The following is a 20,960-nucleotide window of genomic DNA, read 5'->3' as shown; positions in this document are numbered from 1 at the left end:
TTATAATTAAAAACAATTCGACATGGAAAATGCAATGACTTACAATCCATTTGAAACGATTTTAGCGAGACTCGATCAGATACAATTAAGATTGGATATTATCTCTGCTAATTTACCAAAATCTAAAGTTGTAGAAATCCTCAAAGATCCTAATGATATTTTGGATACAAGGTCAATAGCCAAAGTTTTAGGGACGCCAGAAAGTACCGTAAGAGGTTATATTAATGAAGTGGACAAAACAAAAGCCCTACCTGCCTATAAACATGGGAAAGGCTATCGCATCCGTAGAGCCAAATTGCAGCAATGGGCAGATGAAGTATTTCTACAAAAGGTTGTACAACCCGATAATACATTCCATCCTGAGGTCTCTATGGACGATATATTGGAGGAGGACAATGGTATCGCACCCTCTTTTATGAGAAAAGTCCATCAAAGAAGAATTGAGCAAATCTATTCTACAAAACAGTAAGGAGATATATCCAATTTAAAGATAAAAATACAGCTTTGTTACATGCATTCCTATTTTACGAAAGAGGTATGGTAACTTATTTTGAAGTTATTACGGCAGAATGTAACTAAATACAAAACGATTTGGATATAGTTACCGCTCAGCTGGATGGATTGAATGCAGTTACGGATTTCTAGCGTTCCATAGGCGGAGGTATTAATTAAATTTTTTTATTTTGACAGTTGTTTTCGTGAATATGGCCGTAATTTTCTAAATATGACTTTTTTAATTAATAACCATTTTTGAAGAAATACACAAAAAAATTAAACTGTCTTATCAGTAATGCAACTTAAATTAAATATTTCTTTTTTAAATAGTGCTTTTTCATTCTCAAAATTCGGTAGATAAACAATGTCAAATACATCTTATAGTAAATAGAAATGATCATTTTTAAAAATAATAAATTATGAATAAAGGTTTGTTAATAGACATGGATGGTGATTTATAGTGGGGAAGAATTAATATCAGGTGCAGATAAATTTATCCATACACTTATAAAACAAAATGTGCCATTTACTTTTATGACCAATAATAGTAAACCAACAGCTTTGGAAATTGTACGTAAACTCAAAAAAATGGGCGTTAATGTAGAAACAAAACATATATATACTAGTGCCATGGCCACGGGTAAATTTTTAGGGGATCAAAGTAAAAATGGTACAGCTTATGTATTGGGAGAAGGAGGGCTGTTAACTAGTTTGCATGAAAATGGAATCACACTAGTGGATAATGATCCTGAATTTGTGGTATTGGGCGAAGGTAGAAATTTCACATTAGAAATGGTTCAAAGAGCTGTAGATATGATCCTTGCTGGAGCAAAATTTATTGCAACGAATAGAGATCCTTCACCCAAAAAACCAGGATGGAATAACTTGGGTATAGCAGCAACAGCGGCAATGATAGAAGAAGCTACTGGTCGTAAAGCATTTGTAACAGGTAAGCCAAGTCCGGTAATGATGCGTTCTGCGAGAAAATACTTGGGTCTCGAAACTGCAGATACTACAGTTATCGGTGATACAATGGAAACTGACATCCAAGGATGTGTTCAAATGGGCTATAAGACTATACTAGTTCTATCTGGGATATCTACAAAAGAACAACTCGGATATTATGCATTTAAACCAGATTTAATTGTAAGTTCTATTGATAATGTAGAAATTCCATTAAAATGGTGGAATGATTAAACTTATAATTGGAACTTTTCATTAAGTTATTAGCGTATAATAAAAACCCTTTATATAGAAATATAAAGGGTTAATACTTTTTGTATAAGCGAGTTTTATTATTTACTTAGGTAATACTATATTTACTTATTGGTATTAAATTAACTTTTTGATAATTATTACCAAATTCATATAATAATTCGGTCATTTATTTACATGTTATAGTTCATGTGTATTTGTATCTTTCAGACTCACTTCTAAGCCATCTTCACTTTCTCCAAAAAGAACATATTCATCAGGATTATCTCTTATGCGTTCTTTTATATTAGATGTAATGTCTGCGCCATTGGTCTGTAAAAAATATTCCAACGCTTCTTTATACATATTGCACTCTATCGTGTTTTTAACTTGCTCGTATGTCTTATTCATTGTCGTACTTTTTGGGGTTATAAATTGATAACGGATATTAGCTTTGCTTTTTGGAGTTTTTAGAAGGTTTTGTTAGTTTATCTGCTTGAGAAAGTCCTATAGCTATTGCTTGCTGTGAGCTTTTTACTATTTTTTTTGATTTCCTTATTTTTAATTTTCCTTTATGCATTTTGTGTAGTGCATCTTCCACTTTTTCAGCACTCTTATCAGTGTATTTTGCCATGACTTTAGATTTTATTGTCATTAAAAAATAAAATGCACACCTTGATTACAGCCTATTATAAGATATGAACCATGGTATTTTGGCTCCATTTTCTTTTAAAGTGCATTAAAACACGTAGTAAATAACTAGGATTGCACCAAGTTCCTGTTCTGTTATATTGTTTAATGCTTTCTAAAAATCCATCTGGCTTATTTCCATGATAACTATCTAAAAAATGTTCCAATTCTAAATTGAATGCTTTTATCACATCGCAATTCGCAGTCTCATCCAAACTCTTGAGTCTTTGTAAAAAAATATTAATGCTGTGCAATGCTTCCACGTATTTTTTTTCTGCTAGTTGTTTCGTTTTCATAATGTAATAGTTAGAAGTTAAATAAAGAGGTAATATTCTATTATAAAATCAATCGTTATAGAAATATTTGCAAACACTATACCAATCAAATTAATTCATCAGATATTCCCTATCGATGTATTACTAGGAGATAAGGTATAAATGATTTAAATTTCACAATAGTTTGACAATCTATTCATAATCAGTTTTAATAAGCCATTTACATTTGCCGAGAATAATCCATATTCAAAATATAAGTCCGGCTCAGAAAAGATATTATCTTTTTTGGGCCGGCACTATTTTATTTCAAAAATTAATACTTATAGAGTGGTTATGATTTGCCTTGCTCTTGGGTATTTTCAAATTAATTAATAAATGTCAATAATGTTAATTATTTTTGTATTCTAATTAAGGATTTGGTTTTTCGACGATTTGGTTCATTCTTTAATCTTTAAAAAACAATCTTATGCGAAACTTTTTAAGAAAACATCACCTGCATGAAACCATTTTATCTTTTCTTTCTTATCTATTTTTATTTGTTCTTACCGCAGGGATCTATTAAATCAGCAATTACAACAGAATTCCAAAATGCATTTACCTTCTTCGAATTTGAGGTATTCAGATAGATCTTTAGATTATATAGAAAATTTGTCAAAAAATCTTTTTTATCTGCAAATATTATGCTTTGGAATTGTAACGATTTATTTATTTTATTATATTTTAAACGGGCTTTATTTTGTGAAAGACGATAGGATAGAAGCTTAGCGAAAATGTTTTAAAAGAAATGATACGTTTGAATAAAGTTGACAATATGATAGTTATTTTTTCATGGGTGTTGCAGATCATAATTGCCCTGTTTTTTATAAAGCCAGCATTAGATAATATGCGCCTTTCTCCTGAGATATTGATAGATAGACATCAATTAAAACCTGGTAAAAGTGTTATTATCAATAGATTATTAGGCATTTTTCAATTGTTAGGTGTATTTGGTCTCATTTTGCCTAAATTATTAAATATTTATCCCGTTTTGACACCGATTTCGGCTATCGGTTTTTTTATAATGATGTCAGGTGCTGTATTTGTTCATAAAAATGATCCTAATAAAAAATTATTGATAATCGTTTTATCAATAGCTATTATTTCTTTTATTGTTTTTATTCTTAACCGGCAATATTTTTAGTATGCTTTGTTTTTCTAGACGAGAAATTTAAAATAACTTTTAGTTATAGAGATATTTAATTCAGTTGCAGGTTGGATTTCTATTAATTGGTCATCTATATGACCGATAGTGTGCAAATTGAACAAAGGTATTATAGTAACCTTCTGGATACGGGTACATTTAAAAGGAAAGACTAGAATTTTACCCTGAGCTAAAGATTTTAAATATTGAATTAAGATGGGCTTTTGCGCAGACGTGATATACACGAGATCCAAATAACCATCAGCACAATCAGCATTAGGTGCAATCTTCCACCTTGGACCAATACTTTGGATATTCATTATTTCGATCAGTAAAAAATCATCTTCTATAGTTTTCCCATCAATGATAATTTTGTAAGATTTTCCCTGAGATAGAAACATTGATTTGTATATTTTTTTTATAGCTATTTTTATTTCCTATGAAGGAAGCGTCTTGGCATTATAGACCATTTTTTGCATTGTTTGGATTAAGTAGGGAAAAATACCCAAACCAATTGCTTCCACAAATGGAAAGTTTTGATGGTTGTACGCACAATGCCCCAAGTCAAAGTTTTGGACATTTTTACGGTCCCATTTTTTACATATCAATGGTAGGGTTGATTTTAATTTGTATCCTAGATGCAAAGCAATATTGTTTGCTGTGCCAAATTATTATAGTAAAGTCAATTTTACTAAATTTATCATATGCAAGAATTACTGAATTTTTTAATGCAGTTTGGAAATTTGAACCAGCAACAGATTGAATTTATTGTCAGCAAAACAACCATAGTTGATATTAAAAAAGACCATCCTTTTGTAAAAGCCGGAAAACCGTTCAACGAAGTCATTTTCATATTGGAAGGTGTTTTGCGAATTTTTTATTACAACAATAAAGATCAGGAAATCACAAAGTATTTTGTTGATGAAAACCATTTGCTTGCTAATCCATACAAAGGCGAGCCAATGACGGAATATATTCAGGCGATCACATATTGTAAACTCTTAGTATTCTCTGAGAAAAACTGGAATGAAATTTCGAATACAATTGTTGGTTGGAATGAAATTGTAAATAATATATTTCATAAAGCGTTATTGGAAAAAATGGACCGAAGAAGTTCGTTGGTGTCAGAAGATGCTACAACGCGTTACCTGACATTTTTGGAAAAATTTCCCACTCTCGCCAATCGTGTTCCCCTTTCCTATATTGCTTCTTTTCTGGGAATCACCCAACAATCCCTGAGCAGAATCAGAAAAAAAACTTCCGATGAAACCTTTTTTACCAAATGGTAAATGGTTTTGTTTTTCGTTGTAGCAACTTTGTATCATTAATTTTAAGACAAAAAATGAAAAAAGTATTTATAACGGGAGCCAACAAAGGTATCGGCTTCGAAGTTGCAAAACAATTGTTACAAGAGGGAGAATATATTTATCTCGGAAGTAGAAACCTGGAAAACGGTAGGCAGGCTGTAGAGAAATTGAAGGCTAAAGGTCTGACAAATGTGGAAGCGATTGAAATCGATGTGACTGATGCTGTTTCGGTTGACAACGCTAGAAAAACAGTTGCTGAAAAAACAGAATCATTAGATATATTGATCAACAATGCCGGTATTAGTGGTGGAATGTCGCAGACTGCATTAGCTGCAAGTGTCGACGACCAATTTAAGAACGTGTATGAAACCAACGTGTTTGGCGTGGTGCGTGTAACGCAGAATTTTGTAGGTTTGTTGGCAAAATCCGATGAGCCGAGAATTGTAAATGTAAGTTCTAGCCAGGGTTCAATCACTTTACACAGTGATCCGAGTCTCGGATATCAGTACTATGATTTCAAAGGTGCAGTTTATCTATCATCCAAGGCTGCATTGAATATGTATACCGTAAATTTGGCATACGAGCTGAGAGATACTAAGTTTAAGGTGAATGCAGTTAGTCCTGGTTTCACTAAAACAGACTTTACCAACAATATGGGAACCGGTAATATAGAGGATGCCGCATCACGCATTGTTAAATATGCCTTAATTGATGAAAACGGACCTACAGGCAAATTTTTCTGTGAAGAAACCAATCCGGAAACAGGAGAAATACCTTGGTAATCCCAAAAAAACAAGGAAAAAAATGTCGCATTTTTTGCATATTGTCAAATCAAGGAGTAGTGAAACATACACAACTCCTTTTCAATTTTTTACAAACATTTGAACGAAAAATGACGCGATAAGCTAGCCTGCCTGCCTGCCATATTTTTATAGCCACTCCATATTGCCCTTAAATTCACGCCCGAAACATAAAACTTATAATAATGCAGTGAGTAGACTGTTTAAGAGGTCCTACCATAATTATGGCTTTCTTGTGGATGGCAAGTATTTCATTGACACAGATGTACTTTTTTGGGGCTACGGGTTCTTTATAGCGTGTTGCTGGACATTAGAAGTGATCAACAAAATATTAGGGGTTCTCAGCAAAAGTCCAGGCTGTTCTAGTATACCTTATACACAACTTTATATGCTTTCAGCTCCACTTTTTTTACCATATGTGAAATAACCAACTGCTATAGATTGCTAACTTTGCTATAATGAAAGAACTTATCGAATACATTTTACAATTTGGTAATTTAAACCAGCAGCAGATTGAATTAATAAATAAGAGCGTAGTTGTAAAAGAGCTTCGTAAAGATGAATATTTTTCGGAGGCTGGGAAAATTCCACGACAAGTAGGTTTTATTATTGAAGGTGTTGTGCGTGGTTGCTATTACAGCAACAAAGGCGTAGAAATTACTCGTTGTTTTATTACTGAAAATAATTTGGTCGTTGATTACCCAAACTTTGAGCTCAACTCGCCTTCTTCAGAATATATACAAGCCATTACCGATTGCAAATTGGTTATTTTCACAAAACAAAATTGGGAAGAACTATCACATACTATAGTAGGTTGGGACAATATTAAAAACAAAATGGTGCAAAAATGTTTATATCAAAAATCCAGAAAGAGCCCTGTGATTTCACAAGACGCAACTACACGATATGCTGAATTTCTTGAAAACTATCCCACACTTGCCAATCGTATCGCACTTTCGCATATCGCTTCCTATTTAGGCGTAACACAACAATCCTTAAGTCGGATCAGAAAAAACATTCGCTAAAATGACTTTTTACCAAATGATAAATGCTTTCATTTTTAACCGGTGCAATTTTGCAATATAAATTGAAATAAAATGAAAAAAGCATTAATTACGGGCGCTAACAGAGGCATCGGTTTTGAAACGGCCAGACAATTGTTACAAAAAGGGTTTTATGTTTATATTGGATCTGTCGATATAAAAAAAGGATTGGAAGCTGTTGATAATCTAAAAGCAGAAGGATGGACCAATACGGAAGCTGTACAGTTGGATGTGACCGATGAAAATTCGGTAAAAACAGCCCGGGAAGAAATCGGGAAAAAGACAGACAGTTTGGATGTTTTGATTAACAATGCTGGCATCATCGGAGGAACACCACCCTACACCGCTTTGGAAGCAAAACAGGAAGAATTTGAAGCGGCTTTCAACGTAAATGTGTTTGGTGTGGCAAGAGTAACGAAATTATTTATTGATTTGTTGCAAAAATCATCAGCGCCAAGAATTGTAAATGTAAGTACCAGCGTTGGTTCACTTACCTTGCAAAGCGACCCGAACTGGCCGGCTTACAGTTATGCAAAATATGCAGTTTACGCAGCCTCAAAAGCAGCACTTAATATGTACACCGTTCATCTAGCTTACGAATTACGTGACACCGCAATAAAAATAAATGCTGTTTGCCCTGGTTTAACCAAAACAAATTTTACAGGATTTAATGGAGGAGAAGTTTCAGTAGCTGCAAATCGTATTATAAAATATGTTTTAATTGACGAAAATGGGCCAACAGGAAAATTCTTCAGTGAAGAGAGTAATCCCGAATCAGGAGAAATACCTTGGTAATAAAGAATTAATTAAAAGACTTCGTATGATACAGTAAAGGGTAAGCAAAATGTGTGGGTAAGTGTAAAATTCAACTTTAAGTTTTCTGTCTCGCTAATGTTTTGGGCATGACCTTTTTTGTTAAATTGGCCAGGTCCACAAAGCATTGGCTAACGTTCGTGCTAAAATGCAGCTCTATTCCTTATTATCCTGCCATAGTGGAAAAACCGATCAGTTTAGTCCTCTAATACCAAAATTGATTTGATGCCCTAAAAGTGTTGAAAATGAATAAGTTGCATTGGATTTATAAAATTGGCGGAATGGGGTCATTGTCGTTGTTTTTTCCACACATACAACACACCGATACCTTTCGGCCCATAGATTTTATGCCCTGAAAAGGCTAGTAGGTCTATCTTGTCGTCAGCCACATTTACCGGAATCTTGCCGACAGCCTGTGTTGCATCGCAGAAAAAATAAACGTCGTGCGACCGGGCTATAGTACCTATTGCCCTTACTGGATGTATGACCCCTGTTTCGTTGTTGGCATATTGTACCGCAATCACCACCGTTCTTTCCGTAATGGATTGCTCCAGTTCCTTTAAAGATATATTTCCGCTTTCGTCAACATCCAGGTAAGTAACCTTACAGCCTTTACTTTCCAAATAACAGCAGGTGTCAAGCACTGCTTTGTGTTCGGTCTTATTGGTGATGATATGGTTTCCTTTTTCCGCGTTGGCTTCCATCAGCCCTTTGAGTGCAAGGTTGATGGATTCCGTGGCACCGGACGTGAAAGTAATTTCTCCGCTCTTTGCATGGATAAGCCACGCAACCCGGTTACGTGCATCATCCACTGCGTCTTTGGCTTCCCATCCGTAAGGATGGTCGCTGCTGGCAGCATTGCCGAAAATTTCTGTAAAGTATGGCAGCATTGTTTCCACCACTCTTGGGTCGCAAGGTGTCGTGGCGCTGTAATCCATGTATATAGGCTTACTGTTCATGGCTTATCTGTTTTTAATGTTTTTTCCCGCTTCTTACCTTGAAACTGTGCAACACCGCAGGAAACAACGCATCCATCGTTTCTGTTACAGTATCAGGAGAACCCGGCATAGTAATAACCAGCGTATTTTGGACAAATCCGGCTACGCCACGCGAAAGCATCGCATAAGGTGTTCTTTGCTGCCCGTATTGCCTTGCTGCTTCCATGATGCCCGGTGCTTCGGTTTCTATCATGGCAGCAACCGCTTCCGGGGTAACATCGCGGGGAGACAAGCCGGTGCCCCCTATTACCGGGATCAACTGAAGCCCACCGTTTACCCATTGCGTTATCTTTTCCCGTATGGCAGGTATCTCATCGTATACAATAGCGCGGTCGTTTACAGCCAGGTTCAGCAACCGTAATTTTTCTTCAATAAGGCTGACGGAACTGTCCTCCGCTTCCCCGTTGAAAACAGTATCGGAACACACCAACACTCCACATTTTAAATCGTTTGCAACACTTTTCAAAAAATCGGACTTACCGCCCTTTTTCTCTTCCAGTCTTATCGTACCAATGACAATGTGTTTGTCAATCGGTTTAAACATGTCATACATCGTGAGTGCCGTGACAGCCGCCCCGTGCATCGCTTCAACTTCAACGCCTGTCGTATAAATCGTATGCACTTCTACCGATACGAGGATTTTCAGTCCGTCTATGCAATGCCCGATATGTGTATATTCAACCGGGAGGGGATGACAGTCGGGAATAACATCGCTTTTTTTTTGACGGCAAGCAGGCCCGCTGCCCGTGAGAATTCAAATACGTCGCCTTTTGGAACCCTTTTTTGTATGATAGCATCAATGGTTTCCCGGCTCGAAACTTCCAGTACCGCCGTGGCGACAGCTTTGCGAAGCGTATTGTTTTTATGTGTGATATTGACCATTTCCTATTGATTTACTTTCCATTGGTGCTGTTCATTATCAAAAATTTCCTTGCCCCATACCGGCAGTTCCGCCTTTATCCTTTCCACCACTTCGGTACAACCGTCTATGGCGGCCCTTCTGTGGGCGGCTGAGGCAAATACAAACAGGCATAGCTGTCCGGTGGCTACCCGCCCCAGGCTATGGAACACATGCAGGCAGGTAAGCGGATATTTGTTAAAAATAGCTTCGCGTATTTCGTGCATTTTTTCCAGTGCCATGTCTTCGTAGGCGGTATATTCGATGGCTGTAACCGTCCTGTCGTTAATAACATCTGCCCGAACCTGCCCTAAAAACATCTCATGAGCCCCGATAGTCGTCTTTGTACTGTGGCTTTCCACCTGCTGCACAATCAGGGATGCCTTAATTGGCCCCCGGTGAAATATGTTCTTTATTTTTTTCTTGTCTGTCATGTCTATATGTTTTAAAGTGCCGATACACCGCCTTTCAGGCTGTAAGCATTTTTAACGGGATATTGTTGCCGGAACAAAGCCAATGCTTTGAGGCTTCTTATGCCCGACTGGCACAGGAAAACAACGTCACCTTCCGGTATGTCATTCATCTTGTCCTGCAATACCGACAATGGAATACGCAAATGCGGATATGCATTCATCTCCGGCATTTCCCCATACTCACGTACATCCACAAGTGTTGCCCCGCCCTGCACCAAATGTCTTAACCTTTCTTTGTTTATCTCATTTCCTTCTACGTTGCAAACGCTTTCCTATTGCCGGCTCATGAACGCCTGTGGGGTGACCGGCATCAGTTGCCTGGTGCTCGGCTCTTTGGTGAGTTCAAGCGTATAGGTTTCCTGGCTTAGTACGTTATAGGTAAGTAATTGATTGACCAAAGGCTTGCCGATTCCGGTCACCAGCTTTATCACTTCCGCAGCTTGTATCGTTCCGACGATGCCGGGCAGCACACCCAATACGCCTGCTTCTGCACAGTTACGTATTTCCCCTTCCCGTGGCGGCTTGGGGAAAACATCCCGATAGATCGTTCTCATACCCTTTTTGTCCGCCACGTTGAATACGGCCAACTGACCTTCATATTGTGAAACAGCTCCGTAAAGCAAAGGTTTGCCCAGTAAGGCGCAGGCGTCGTTGATCAAATAACGCGAAGAAAAATTATCCGTACCGTCTATAACATAGTCATATCTGCCAATGGTTTCAAGGGCGTTCTGTGTCTTTATCTCATTTGAAATTGCATCAATAGTAATTTCAGATAGTTAAGGCTGATAAAAAATAAAAGCTTCATCCCGAAAAATATACCGGGAAATCGCGGCCTGTCATTGGTGACATTATTTCTCCGTAGGAAATGGTGGAGGTTTTTACCCGTGTTACCGGAAAAAAGGCACAATATGTTTCAGCTTACGGCACAGAAAATTTTCTGCAACATTTCCCGGAATATGCTTCCAACGAATTATTGGTTGAATAAATACAGGGAATGGCACATTATGCTTTAAAATATGGCTATTTTTCTAATAACGAAGATTTTGAATGGAGCCGAAAAATAAATCCCGCTATACTGAACTGGGAACAATTTCTTCGTACTACGGGCTGGACCGGTCAAAAAATTGTTTATTGAGAGCGATTGTTCAGTGTGGCAATGTTTGATGGCGATTTTTCCAAAAAACAGAATTAAGGTTGGTAATTTAAGCTGCAAATGAAATGGCTTAATTGCCAATATTTCTTCTTTAAAATGAACAAATTCAAGAATATTTTCGGTGAAATTTAAATTGCAAATACCATGAAAAGTATTCATTTAAAAGTACAATTTAATTACTGAAGGTGAGAAAGCAGACAACTGCATCTGTCTTCTACAGAACCTTTTGGAATTTCTATGGCATGGTAGCCAAATTCAAGATAGGTCTGCTTCATGGTCTCGAACGTCTTAACTGCTTCCTCCCAAGTCTGTTTCCTCTCTTGGTCTGTTTTATATATTTCTTCCCAGGGAGGAAGAATAAATATTTTTGGATTATAGATACAATTCTTTACCTGAGTTTTTACATCCTCTCCGATAGGAATATTTTCCATCTTCATATAACACACAGCATCCAATATACCTCTGTATATCCTTTTTTATTTTTTCAATAGTTGACCATTTAAAATTTTGAACTTCATCCTTAATAGTGGATGCATCAATAAAATTCAAACACATTCAAAATATAATTTTCAATAAGGGATATTTCCTTTTCTTAATCTCAAAACCACGTTCTGAATTTGCGGCAATAAGAGTAAAATAACAATTACGAAAATCACGCATGTTAGCATCAAACCATAATAATCTCTAGTAGCACGAGCTAATATTTGATGACTTAACATTTGATTGAAATAGCCAGTGGACACTGCTTTTGAAGTATAGATATCGTTACCGGCATTCATATATTGGTTTTGAATATTCAATAAGGTAGTTGGTAATTGCGGATTCGTTTCCGTAACGGCTTCCCGAATCTTTTCGCGAACTCCTGATTTTGTAAATAATTGAAGTTCGTTATTCAATGCAAGACTAGCCGTAAACCCAGTAAATCTAGCCAATATACCAACAAGCGATGCGTTAATGGCAATTGCTGGCGGTGCAGATGAAGCGGCGAATGAAACTATCGGAACAAACAAAACGCCTGTTGCCACACCATAAATAAACATTGGTAAAATAAAATCAATTGTCTCGCCCTGCACAGAAACAAATAGTATCATATAAATATAATAAATCGCCATTATTCCAAAGCCAACTATAATCATCCTTATCAGCTTGTAACCCTTCAAAATAAATCTGGAAGTGACGAACATACTCAACGTAGTTCCAACAATTACAGTCGACCATATCGGAATAGTGCTTAGTGGATCATTTCCTAAAATCACTTCAAGATAGCCGTAAGCAAGTCCTGTACTTCCTTTAAAAATATAAAATGTAAAAAGCAGTAATAGTCCAACTACAAAATTCTTGGTCTTAAAAATCTGTAAGTTGATTAATGGACGTTTAAGCTTCAATTCTCTAATGATGAAAAGCAAAAGAATAATTAAGTCAACTACACTAAGCGTAAGGATGAATGAACTGCCGAACCATCCCAATGCTCGCCCATACACAAGGATGTATCCCAAGATTAAGATAAAAGAAACATAAAACAGATAGCCGATCCAATCTACCTGATACAATGGAATCTTTTTGGTAAATCGGGCTTTACTATGCATAGTCAGCAATATAGTAATGGTTAGGATGAGAAGTATAACTATAAATCCGTAGAATAGCCCGTTAAAATCAAAATAATGAATGACTATGCTGGTAAAAATAGAATAAAAAGGAACTGCAATCTGTATGCTACCATACAATAGACTAAAAGCAATCACACGAGCACGTACAGACTGTAATCTTGGAAAAATCAATTGTAAGACGATGCCTGACATTAATGCACAAGTAATCCCTTGAAAAAATTGGCAAATAACAAACAATGTCCAATCTTTGAAATGAAAACAGATCACAGAACATATCGCATTAACGGCAAGTGCAATCAGCAAATATTTTCTTGGTTCAAAATATTTTACGATTCTGAAGTCAAGTGCCAAGAACGCAACAGTAGAGCCATAAATCACGACCATCCCATATTGTACATCGGTCGCCTGTATCCCGTAAAACCCCATTGCCGCAACTGGACTACCGTAAAAGGCGAAGCTAAACAGACAAGTCATCAGAATGGCAAATATGACAGATCTTGCCATCCATTCGGATACCCAGGATTTGAAAATCGGTATTTTATGTGCTTGCATCATTAATTTTTTAAAACATAAACATTGGCATTCATTCCGGCAGAGAGTATTGCTAATTTTTCAGGCGTGTCGCTTAGTTTAATCCTAACAGGAATCCGTTGGATGATTTTGACGAAATTGCCTGTCGCATTATCTGGTGGAAGCAGCGAATAGCGTGATCCTGTAGTTGGCGAAAGAGACTCAATAGTACCGTTGAATTTTTCATTTGGAAATGCATCGACTTCGATGGAAACCGCTTGCCCGATCTTAAAGTTGCCAATCTGAGTTTCTTTAAAATTTGCCATCACCCATTTTTGCTCCGCTTTGTCCACCAAGAATGCCAATGTTTGTCCTGCTTGTATCAGCTGACCTTCTTGAATAGTCTTTTTACCAATTTGTCCATCAAACGGTGCTGTGATAACGGTATATCGAATATCCAATTCCTGTCTTTGAAGAAGCGTTTCTTTCATTTTTATCTCTGCATTTATAGCATTGTGCTGCGCTCTAAAATCATTCAGTTTAGATTCTGCAACTTGTAATGAAGCTTTTGCCTGATCATAATCTGACTGTGCAATGGATAAAGAAGTACTGATGTTATCGAATTTTTGTTGTGTGGTAGACTCATCCGCGAGTAGATTTTTATAACGGTCAAATTCTTTTTGCTGTTGGTTCAATCTTGCTTTAGTGCCTGCCAATTGTGCTTTTATCACCTCAATAGTTTTAAGTTGCGTTTCTTCGTTTGCAGTCAAGATTGGAAATTTGGCATGCGAACTCATGAGATCTGCTGCTGCTGCATCTTTTTTCAGTCCATACTCGTCCAACTCAATGACTACAAGTGTATCTCCTTTTTTTACCAACTGATTGTCTTTGTAATATATCTTACGGATGTAGCCACCAACTTTTGCATTTATCGGAGACAAGTAAGCATCTATTTGTGCGTCGTTGGTTTGTTCATAGCGATATCCTTTTAAGAAATAGGAAGTGCCCCAAATAATCACACCTACGAATAATGCAATGCCCAACCATTTGGTTATGCTTACTATAATTTGATCTGTTTTATTTTTGTTCATAATTTTTTTATTAAAGAATTCCTATAATTGCTAATAGTCTGATATGGGTTAATTTTACGTTGGTTTGTGCTGTTGTTAGATTAAATTTTGCTTCCAACAAAGCGTTTTCTGCATCCAAAAGATCGGTTAGTAGCGATTCTTGATTCAAGTAACTACTTCTGATAACACGGAGCGTTTCCGTAGTTTTAGTGATATTTTGTTCCGCCGTTTCCACACTCTCCAACGCTTGCCGTTGTTGTAAATAAGCATCTTTCACCTGAAGAGAGATTTCATCCTTCTTCATTGCTGCTTTTTCCTGAGCCTGATTGCTGGCAACTTTGGCAAGCGCAATGGAATGTTTGCTTTTGTATAAGTTATCAATCGAATACTGCACTTTAATTCCTGTCTGACCAAATCCCCACAAGTCATTTGAATAAGGGTAAAAAGAAATTTGCGGATATGTATAGTTGTAATAGGAGTACAAGGAAATTTTGGGCAAAAGCGAAGCTTTCGCTTGTTTAATATTCAATTCACTCCATTTGATGTCGCTACCAGCTATTTTGTATTCGGGAGATTTGTTCAAAGCAATGTTTATATAATCGTTATAGTCTCTATCGGTAATCGAGTTTAATTCGATTGAGTCTTCGCGTTGTATTGCTAGGGTTGTATCATTTTCACGACCCATTAGTATATTGAGCCGTTGTTTTGCGATTTCAATCTTCTTCGTAACATCGGAAAGATTCAGTTCCACCTGAGATAATTTTACGGAGGTTCTCAGCACATCACTCTTTAGTACGGTGCCGTTTTTATGCAGGCTTTCTATCAATTTTAATTGCTTTTTTTCTGCTTCAATCTCTGCATTCAAAAAATCATAGAAATGCAGAAATTTGTATAAATCAAAATAAGCCACGGCGACATTATATTTTACACTATGCTTTTGCAGCTCAGCTTCATATTTTTGTCTGGAATCTTCTTCCTTTTTCATGGCGATATTCCTTTTTTCTTTACCGCCGTTGTAGAGATTAAAACTTAAGTTATAACCCGCTGCATATCCGTAACTTTTTAAAGGCACATCTTGTGGAGAAGAGAATAATCCATGGTCATAAATCAAAAATTTGGAATTGAATTTTGCGTCTACAACCACCGAAAGTTCGGGCAACAAACGGTCTTTGGCTTCCAATATTTCTATCTTACTTTGCTGAAGATTGAGGTCTGATAGTTTTAGTTGGCGATTATTCATTTCCGCAACTTTCCATATTTCTTCCAAACTTAATGGTTGTGCTTTTTCATTATTTTGAGCGCAAATAGTGTGTGAAGATAACAGCAACAGTATGCCCAAAATTGGGACTGTTTTATATTGTTTCATTAGTTCTGTTTTTATAAATAATTGTTTTCTTTCTCTTTTTTAACCATTGCGTTAGCATCAATTTCAACTCATCAAAAGCAAGGCTTAAATCCACCATTGGCATAAACGGACTATAATAGACACAAGACATCCAGTAGATGTTGGCGTTATACATTTCTTCCTCTTGATGAGTTAATTGATATTCATATTTTGGGGTTTGTACTTCAAGTTTAAAATCTTTGTCAGGCTTTATGACTTTATGTTTCATAATGATTCTACTTTTATTAACACAGCAAAATTATTACGCACGTCCATCTATGTTTTTATATAATTAGCCTAATATTTGTTATATTTGGCCACATGGAAATTCTTGACCAATTACTAAATATTGTGGATCAAAATCCTGATTCAATCCTCGTCGTGCGACAGCAAACTGAGCAACGTTTGCCTGCGCATCAGCACGATAAGGCGCAGTTGTTATTGGTTTACGGAGGAATTGCTTATTTGCAAACGGATGCAAAAGATTTCTACATTCCGTCTAATCATTATATATGGATTCCCAAAAACTACCGGCACAATCTGATGTTCAATACACAGGATTTGTTCATCATCAATATTTATTTCCCCAAAGAAAAATTGAGTGGTTTTTATAATGAATTGGGTATTTATCCTGTGAGTAAGCTTCTGGCAGAAATGCTCTCATTTAGCGAGAAATGGCAAGGTGATTATTTTAAAGGTTCGTGGGAATTTGAATTTTTGTTAACGCTTAGGAATGTACTATCAAAGGAAAATCTCAAAAAATTCTCCATTCAACTTCCTACAACGGACGATCAACGGCTTAATTCTGTTATTGACAGTTTTAGAAATCGATTAAATGAAAATCTAAGTTTGGATAATATTGCCCAGCAATCGGGAATGAGTGTGAGAAATTTGACCAGATTATTCCAAACGAAATTGCACATCACATTTGTTCAATACTTGAAGATGCTGCGTATTATCCGTGCGATGGAATTGATAAAAGACACCGACCTGAACATGACAGAAATTGGCTATGAAGTTGGCTATTCAAATATATCCGCCTTTAGCAATAATTTTTATCAACTTACCAATATGAGGCCTACTGAATTTAAGATTAAATAAGAGATGAGGTTATGGTTGACTTTACTATCTTCTCTTTTTTAAAAATAAAAGACCATTTGATTAAGACAACTTAAATCAAATGGTCTTTCAAAGGTTACTGAGCTGAGTTATGCCACATCATCCTTAAATGGATCAACACTTATTTCTATCATCATGTTTTCAAAAAAGAAATAGAAACCAAAGGTATTCCTGATATTCTTTGGCTCACTTTCAAATTTTAAGTCAGCTTCTGTCTTTAATTTTTCATAAATTTCCCAAACAGCTTCCTCGTTTTGTTGATAAAATCCGATGTGGAAATTCTCTGGATATTCTGGCGTATTTTCCTTGTGGTTCAATACCTGTCCCCAAATAACTAAGGCAAAATTGTGGTTGCTTTCCATGACCGCCATTTTACTGTTTCGGTTGACGATTAAATGAAATCCTAAATGTTGCGCAAATAAGTTGACCGCTTTATCTACGTCTTTAACGATTAAATTGATGTGATTTAAATTCATTTTATTCTTGTTTTAAATTACAGAACAAAATTACTTTTCCGGCATCAGGCTCAATTGGATAAATCGGTCGTTTTCGTTTTTATTTAAAATGGTTGGTTTTACTCCGGCAAACTTTTTCACTTCTCTAATAAAATGAGATTGGTCGCCATAATTCAGTTCCGGATACAAATCTCCATTTTTTAGTTGTTTTAATGAGTTGGAAAAACGAATGATGTTGAGATAAGATTTAAGTGTTACGCCAAACCATTTCTGAAAATAACGGTTCATTTGCCGGCTGCTCCAAAAAACTTTCTCTTCGAGTTCTTTTACCGTAATTTCTCCTTTAGAAGCATAAATGAGCTCGAATAATTTCATTTTTCTTTCGTCAATTTCTTTGGATAACAATGAAGAAATAATGCCAATGGCTTTATGGTAAAACTTCTCAAAGTCGGTCAGGTCATCTTTTGAAAATCCCCAATAATCAGCGGAAAGTGTTTGCTTATTGTTGTGTAATTCCGCAAAAGATTGATTGAAAATATATTCGGCAGCTATGGGATAAAAGCTGATGGCAAACATGGTAGATTGGGGAAACGGTGGTTTAGAAATAGGCACGGAACAAATTCCGGAAATAAAAATTTCAAAACTTTCATGTTCATCTAAGAAAAGAAATAAGTCAATTTTTCCGTCGGGAACGACAACCCCATCTTTTGTTTCATCAGAATGGTTTTTTACCATCCAGATGCTCTCAACTATATTCTTTAGAGATTTATCGGGTTGAATACAGCGATATTCCAATTGATTTTTCGGGAAATACATTTTTTATTAGCATGAGAATAAATACACATTTTACAAAACTGCAAATTTAATGCCTCATTATTTGGAATATTTAATCAAAATTATTGGTAAAATATTTTAATTAAATCAATTATTGTTTTACACAAATTTTCTAATGCTTAGCAGATAGCCTAAATGCATTCCTTCGTGGTAATTATTACATTCAAATGCATCATCAATCGAAGACAAATGGAAGCCAGTACCTGTAGTTCGTTCTTTATAAGTTGTAAAAATATTTTGTTGAAAATCAGCTATAGTTAAATCAATGAGCGAAGTCAATAAATCTTTAAGTTCATCCGCTTCTTTTTGAGAAACCGGCGCTGTGGGTTTGGTGCCAGATTGATATTTATTAAACAACTCATCAGAAATATAGCCTTGTAGGTTAGCGCCTTTATAAATCAGTTTTTGTTGCGTTACAATGATGTGCCCGATATTCCAGATAAGATTATTGTTGAAACCATTTGGAATTTTATTAAGTTGGTCTAATGAATATTTTTCAAAATAACTTAAATAGATTTCACGACTTTTTTTCCATGTTTTAAATAATGCTTCCATATTGCCGATGATTAACTTTATTTGAATTTAGCTCAAAATTCACATTTGTTTTTACTTGAAATTTTGTTTTGTAAAGTTCCTGATAAATTTTCTATCAGATGCAATAAATACTAAAATGCATGCTAATGTTATAGATGCTAAGAAAAAAAAATTGAAATTAATGGATTTTGTAACCACACAAATTAAAGATGGCTCAGAACAATTCGTTTGGCTTAATTATCATTAAGTTGAAGGTATTCAATCACTTTTCCATCTTTTTGTTCTACTATAAATCGAATGCCAGTACTCACTCTATTAACAGGAATAATTATTCTTTTCGACGCTTTTTCAAGTATCTTCCAAAAAGCTTCCAAATCGTCAACTACAAATATAGCATTCACCAAGCTTGGTATTTCCAATGCTTCCGGTCCGTCCACAGCACCCAAAATAACAAAATGATCCACTAAATTTAATTGATACCCATCGTGGGCAGCAGAAAGAGAAACATCTTTACCCGTAATTTTTTTATAAAAAACTACTGTGTTTTCAAAATCATCCGTAACAATTGGTAACAATACCATTTTGATTTCCATAAACTTTATTTTTAAATTTGGTACAAAACTATGCTGATCGTCAGCAGTAAGCAATAACTCATTTTTTTATTAGTAATGGAAAATAAAATTAAAGAAAGCTCTACCAACCAAGCCAATAGAAGGATTTTGTCGGATAGATGTAAAGTAAATGATACGCTCAGTTTGGTGGGAAAGCGATGGCTAATGACAATATTATATGAAATTTCATTAGGGAATAATCAGTTTTCTACACTCAATAAAAGCATTCCTGAAATTTCGGAACATGTTCTTGCAACTCGAATAAATAATTTGGTAGAACACAACTTAATCGAGAAGAAGGAAAGACTTAATACGATTCCTCTACAAATAATTTATGTTGCTACTGCTAAAGGGAAACAACTCTTGTCTCTGGTTGATAGCTTACGCAAATGGGATGCATTTTGGAACAGCTAATGTACAAGCATTTTAATTTTCGTTCTTGGTTGGGCTGGTTTAAAAGCCTTCTTTCACAAACTCACCTTTTTCACAGACCACATGATTGCCCCATTCAGTAATAGATTCCAAAACGGGGACGAAAGATTTCCCGAAATCAGTGAGGCTGTACGGTACTTTTATGGGTGGTTTTTTACCACAAACTTTCCTTGATATAAAACATTTTTTTTCATTTGATTTTATCGTTAGTTAATTTCTAAATTGGTTTTCAGCCTTTATTTTCAATGTATATTTGTCCGAAATCCTTAACAATTATACTAACTTAAACTTGCATTTTTCTATAAGTTAAAGTTTTAAAAGTAATTTAAGTTTTGCAAACAATGTGCGATTTGAAAAGTTGGTTAATGTAATATTTAAAACATATTACATAATTTAAAATGAGATTTAATTTTAGGATAAAAATAATCAATTGAAGGAAAGTACAGGGGCAACTATCTAAGGGAATGCAGGTCTTAATAAATTTATCTAGTGATAATAAGCTGAGAACTCCGGAAGTACTATTTGTAGATGGCCCAGATATCCCTGTTTATATAAGCGATGGTTTACGAGTAAGAGTTGTATCGGGAACTGTTGGATCTGTAAACGCCAAAATTGCCCCTCCGGGAAATATAACATTTTTAGATGTCAAACTTAGTAAAGGTAGTATTTTTGAAATAGAACTTCCTCTTGAAGATAATGTTTTGCTCTATGTTGTAGAAGGTTGTGTATTAGTTGGAGAAGATGAATTCAGTTTAAAAAAAATGGATACTGCTACGTTAAAATATGATGGTAGTTGGGTTACCTTAAAAGGTAAGGAAAACAATGCACAGGTTTATTGATTTCCGGTAAGCCACTTCATGAGCCTATTGTAGAGCATGGTTCTGTTGTAGGTGATACAGGAGGACAGTCATCTTTTGTAATGAACACCCAAGAACAGATTGATAACGCATTAAAAAGATACTATGCAGGAAAAGTGGGATATTTGGATGCTGCAAATCAATATTGATAAGTGAAGTATTATATGAAAACTTCATATTACTTGAAAACAAAATGAATAATCCGGTTAAAGTACTCGTAAATAAATT

General features: G+C 35.6%; 29 protein-coding genes and 1 pseudogene. 11 read left to right on the top strand and 19 right to left on the bottom strand.

The genetic code is table 11. The annotated features are described in order from the left end of the window. Positions 1–22 precede the first annotated feature (22 nt). Positions 23–469 carry a helix-turn-helix domain-containing protein gene (locus tag E0W69_RS10010; protein ID WP_131329921.1) on the top strand — a complete coding sequence of 149 codons (447 nt, stop codon included), beginning with the start codon at positions 23–25 and terminating at the stop codon, positions 467–469. Between the two features lie 473 nt (positions 470–942). Then, a complete protein-coding gene (locus E0W69_RS10005) occupies positions 943–1,692 on the top strand; it encodes an HAD-IIA family hydrolase (protein WP_225321470.1) in 750 nt (249 codons plus the stop codon). Between the two features lie 198 nt (positions 1,693–1,890). Here E0W69_RS10005 and E0W69_RS10000 read toward each other — a convergent pair whose 3' ends face one another. From E0W69_RS10000 to E0W69_RS09990, 3 genes are read right to left on the bottom strand one after another with little or no spacing between them, the layout of a single operon-like run. Continuing rightward, entirely contained in the window at positions 1,891–2,100 is a 210-nt protein-coding gene (locus E0W69_RS10000; protein WP_131329920.1) for a hypothetical protein, read from the bottom strand. Between the two features lie 37 nt (positions 2,101–2,137). Further along, positions 2,138–2,323: a DUF6496 domain-containing protein gene (locus E0W69_RS09995; protein ID WP_131329919.1), complete on the bottom strand. Its 186-nt coding sequence runs from the start codon at positions 2,321–2,323 to the stop codon at positions 2,138–2,140. Between the two features lie 55 nt (positions 2,324–2,378). Continuing rightward, entirely contained in the window at positions 2,379–2,675 is a 297-nt protein-coding gene (locus E0W69_RS09990; protein ID WP_131329918.1) for a hypothetical protein, read from the bottom strand. A 763-nt stretch (positions 2,676–3,438) separates the two neighbouring features. On the opposite strand from E0W69_RS09990, the gene E0W69_RS09985 reads away from it, so the two are divergent. Continuing rightward, complete coding sequence (locus E0W69_RS09985) at positions 3,439–3,834, top strand: DoxX family protein (protein ID WP_131329917.1); 396 nt, start codon at positions 3,439–3,441, stop codon at positions 3,832–3,834. 14 nt (positions 3,835–3,848) lie between these two features. Here E0W69_RS09985 and E0W69_RS09980 read toward each other — a convergent pair whose 3' ends face one another. Beyond that, complete coding sequence (locus E0W69_RS09980) at positions 3,849–4,235, bottom strand: diacylglycerol kinase family protein (RefSeq protein WP_131329916.1); 387 nt, start codon at positions 4,233–4,235, stop codon at positions 3,849–3,851. A gap of 303 nt (positions 4,236–4,538) precedes the next feature. On the opposite strand from E0W69_RS09980, the gene E0W69_RS09975 reads away from it, so the two are divergent. The 4 genes from E0W69_RS09975 to E0W69_RS09960 all read left to right on the top strand — a co-directional run bounded on the left by E0W69_RS09975 (position 4,539) and on the right by E0W69_RS09960 (position 7,779). Next, positions 4,539–5,123, top strand: coding sequence for a Crp/Fnr family transcriptional regulator (locus E0W69_RS09975; RefSeq protein ID WP_131329915.1), 585 nt, complete (start codon positions 4,539–4,541; stop codon positions 5,121–5,123). Then, positions 5,117–5,923 (top strand): SDR family oxidoreductase, encoded by an 807-nt coding sequence (locus E0W69_RS09970; RefSeq protein WP_225321469.1) that lies wholly within the window; start codon positions 5,117–5,119, stop codon positions 5,921–5,923. The genes E0W69_RS09975 and E0W69_RS09970 overlap by 7 nt, the downstream gene beginning before the upstream one ends. 476 nt (positions 5,924–6,399) lie before the next feature. Then, a complete protein-coding gene (locus tag E0W69_RS09965) occupies positions 6,400–6,966 on the top strand; it encodes a Crp/Fnr family transcriptional regulator (protein ID WP_131329914.1) in 567 nt (188 codons plus the stop codon). 72 nt (positions 6,967–7,038) lie between these two features. After that, entirely contained in the window at positions 7,039–7,779 is a 741-nt protein-coding gene (locus E0W69_RS09960; protein WP_131329913.1) for an SDR family oxidoreductase, read from the top strand. Between the two features lie 305 nt (positions 7,780–8,084). Here E0W69_RS09960 and E0W69_RS09955 read toward each other — a convergent pair whose 3' ends face one another. The 10 genes and pseudogenes from E0W69_RS09955 to E0W69_RS09910 all read right to left on the bottom strand — a co-directional run bounded on the left by E0W69_RS09955 (position 8,085) and on the right by E0W69_RS09910 (position 16,119). Continuing rightward, positions 8,085–8,756 carry a cysteine desulfurase family protein gene (locus tag E0W69_RS09955; protein ID WP_131329912.1) on the bottom strand — a complete coding sequence of 224 codons (672 nt, stop codon included), beginning with the start codon at positions 8,754–8,756 and terminating at the stop codon, positions 8,085–8,087. Between the two features lie 13 nt (positions 8,757–8,769). Beyond that, positions 8,770–9,677 (bottom strand): annotated as a pseudogene (gene moaCB / locus E0W69_RS09950) (bifunctional molybdenum cofactor biosynthesis protein MoaC/MoaB). A gap of 3 nt (positions 9,678–9,680) precedes the next feature. Continuing rightward, complete coding sequence (locus E0W69_RS09945) at positions 9,681–10,127, bottom strand: molybdenum cofactor biosynthesis protein MoaE (RefSeq protein WP_131329911.1); 447 nt, start codon at positions 10,125–10,127, stop codon at positions 9,681–9,683. Between the two features lie 11 nt (positions 10,128–10,138). Then, positions 10,139–10,381 carry a rhodanese-like domain-containing protein gene (locus E0W69_RS09940; protein WP_326521360.1) on the bottom strand — a complete coding sequence of 81 codons (243 nt, stop codon included), beginning with the start codon at positions 10,379–10,381 and terminating at the stop codon, positions 10,139–10,141. Positions 10,382–10,438: 57 nt separating this feature from the next. Continuing rightward, on the bottom strand, positions 10,439–10,879 hold the full coding sequence (locus E0W69_RS09935) for a HesA/MoeB/ThiF family protein (RefSeq protein WP_255478241.1): 441 nt from the start codon (positions 10,877–10,879) through the stop codon (positions 10,439–10,441). Positions 10,880–11,495: 616 nt separating this feature from the next. Continuing rightward, complete coding sequence (locus E0W69_RS20845) at positions 11,496–11,750, bottom strand: AAA family ATPase (RefSeq protein WP_407690703.1); 255 nt, start codon at positions 11,748–11,750, stop codon at positions 11,496–11,498. Between the two features lie 138 nt (positions 11,751–11,888). Beyond that, positions 11,889–13,478 (bottom strand): MFS transporter, encoded by a 1,590-nt coding sequence (locus E0W69_RS09925; protein ID WP_191968025.1) that lies wholly within the window; start codon positions 13,476–13,478, stop codon positions 11,889–11,891. Positions 13,479–13,480: 2 nt separating this feature from the next. Continuing rightward, on the bottom strand, positions 13,481–14,527 hold the full coding sequence (locus E0W69_RS09920; protein WP_131329906.1) for an HlyD family secretion protein: 1,047 nt from the start codon (positions 14,525–14,527) through the stop codon (positions 13,481–13,483). Positions 14,528–14,537: 10 nt separating this feature from the next. Next, on the bottom strand, positions 14,538–15,872 hold the full coding sequence (locus tag E0W69_RS09915; protein WP_131329905.1) for a TolC family protein: 1,335 nt from the start codon (positions 15,870–15,872) through the stop codon (positions 14,538–14,540). Continuing rightward, entirely contained in the window at positions 15,859–16,119 is a 261-nt protein-coding gene (locus E0W69_RS09910) for a hypothetical protein (protein ID WP_131329904.1), read from the bottom strand. Before E0W69_RS09910 ends, E0W69_RS09915 begins: the two co-directional genes overlap by 14 nt. Positions 16,120–16,211: 92 nt before the next feature. Here E0W69_RS09910 and E0W69_RS09905 point away from each other — a divergent pair, with 92 nt between their 5' ends. Continuing rightward, positions 16,212–16,991, top strand: coding sequence for an AraC family transcriptional regulator (locus E0W69_RS09905; RefSeq protein WP_131329903.1), 780 nt, complete (start codon positions 16,212–16,214; stop codon positions 16,989–16,991). 107 nt (positions 16,992–17,098) lie between these two features. Here the strand turns inward: E0W69_RS09905 and E0W69_RS09900 are convergent, their stop codons facing one another. From E0W69_RS09900 to E0W69_RS09885, 4 genes are all read right to left on the bottom strand, one after another. After that, positions 17,099–17,485 carry a VOC family protein gene (locus tag E0W69_RS09900; protein WP_131329902.1) on the bottom strand — a complete coding sequence of 129 codons (387 nt, stop codon included), beginning with the start codon at positions 17,483–17,485 and terminating at the stop codon, positions 17,099–17,101. Positions 17,486–17,515: 30 nt separating this feature from the next. After that, a complete protein-coding gene (locus tag E0W69_RS09895; RefSeq protein ID WP_131329901.1) occupies positions 17,516–18,280 on the bottom strand; it encodes a helix-turn-helix domain-containing protein in 765 nt (254 codons plus the stop codon). 117 nt (positions 18,281–18,397) lie between these two features. Beyond that, on the bottom strand, positions 18,398–18,853 hold the full coding sequence (locus E0W69_RS09890; RefSeq protein WP_131329900.1) for a DinB family protein: 456 nt from the start codon (positions 18,851–18,853) through the stop codon (positions 18,398–18,400). Positions 18,854–19,065: 212 nt separating this feature from the next. After that, a complete protein-coding gene (locus tag E0W69_RS09885) occupies positions 19,066–19,425 on the bottom strand; it encodes a hypothetical protein (RefSeq protein WP_131329899.1) in 360 nt (119 codons plus the stop codon). Between the two features lie 75 nt (positions 19,426–19,500). Here E0W69_RS09885 and E0W69_RS09880 point away from each other — a divergent pair, with 75 nt between their 5' ends. After that, complete coding sequence (locus E0W69_RS09880; RefSeq protein WP_131329898.1) at positions 19,501–19,857, top strand: winged helix-turn-helix transcriptional regulator; 357 nt, start codon at positions 19,501–19,503, stop codon at positions 19,855–19,857. A gap of 39 nt (positions 19,858–19,896) precedes the next feature. Here E0W69_RS09880 and E0W69_RS09875 read toward each other — a convergent pair whose 3' ends face one another. Continuing rightward, a complete protein-coding gene (locus tag E0W69_RS09875; RefSeq protein ID WP_131331942.1) occupies positions 19,897–20,079 on the bottom strand; it encodes a winged helix-turn-helix transcriptional regulator in 183 nt (60 codons plus the stop codon). A 260-nt stretch (positions 20,080–20,339) separates the two neighbouring features. Between E0W69_RS09875 and E0W69_RS09870 the strand changes: the two genes are divergently transcribed. Further along, the gene (locus E0W69_RS09870) at positions 20,340–20,714 is read left to right on the top strand and encodes a pirin family protein (protein WP_131329897.1); all 375 of its coding nucleotides are present in this window, start codon (positions 20,340–20,342) and stop codon (positions 20,712–20,714) included. Further along, a complete protein-coding gene (locus E0W69_RS20690) occupies positions 20,711–20,881 on the top strand; it encodes a pirin-like C-terminal cupin domain-containing protein (protein WP_131329896.1) in 171 nt (56 codons plus the stop codon). The genes E0W69_RS09870 and E0W69_RS20690 overlap by 4 nt, the downstream gene beginning before the upstream one ends. Positions 20,882–20,960 lie beyond the last annotated feature (79 nt).

Origin of the sequence: Rhizosphaericola mali (assembly GCF_004337365.2) — a bacterium.
In the GTDB taxonomy this organism is placed as follows: Bacteria; Bacteroidota; Bacteroidia; order Chitinophagales; family Chitinophagaceae; genus Rhizosphaericola; species Rhizosphaericola mali.
The sequence above is the reverse complement of the archived record's forward strand: the minus strand, read 5'-3'. Positions and strand labels throughout refer to the sequence as shown.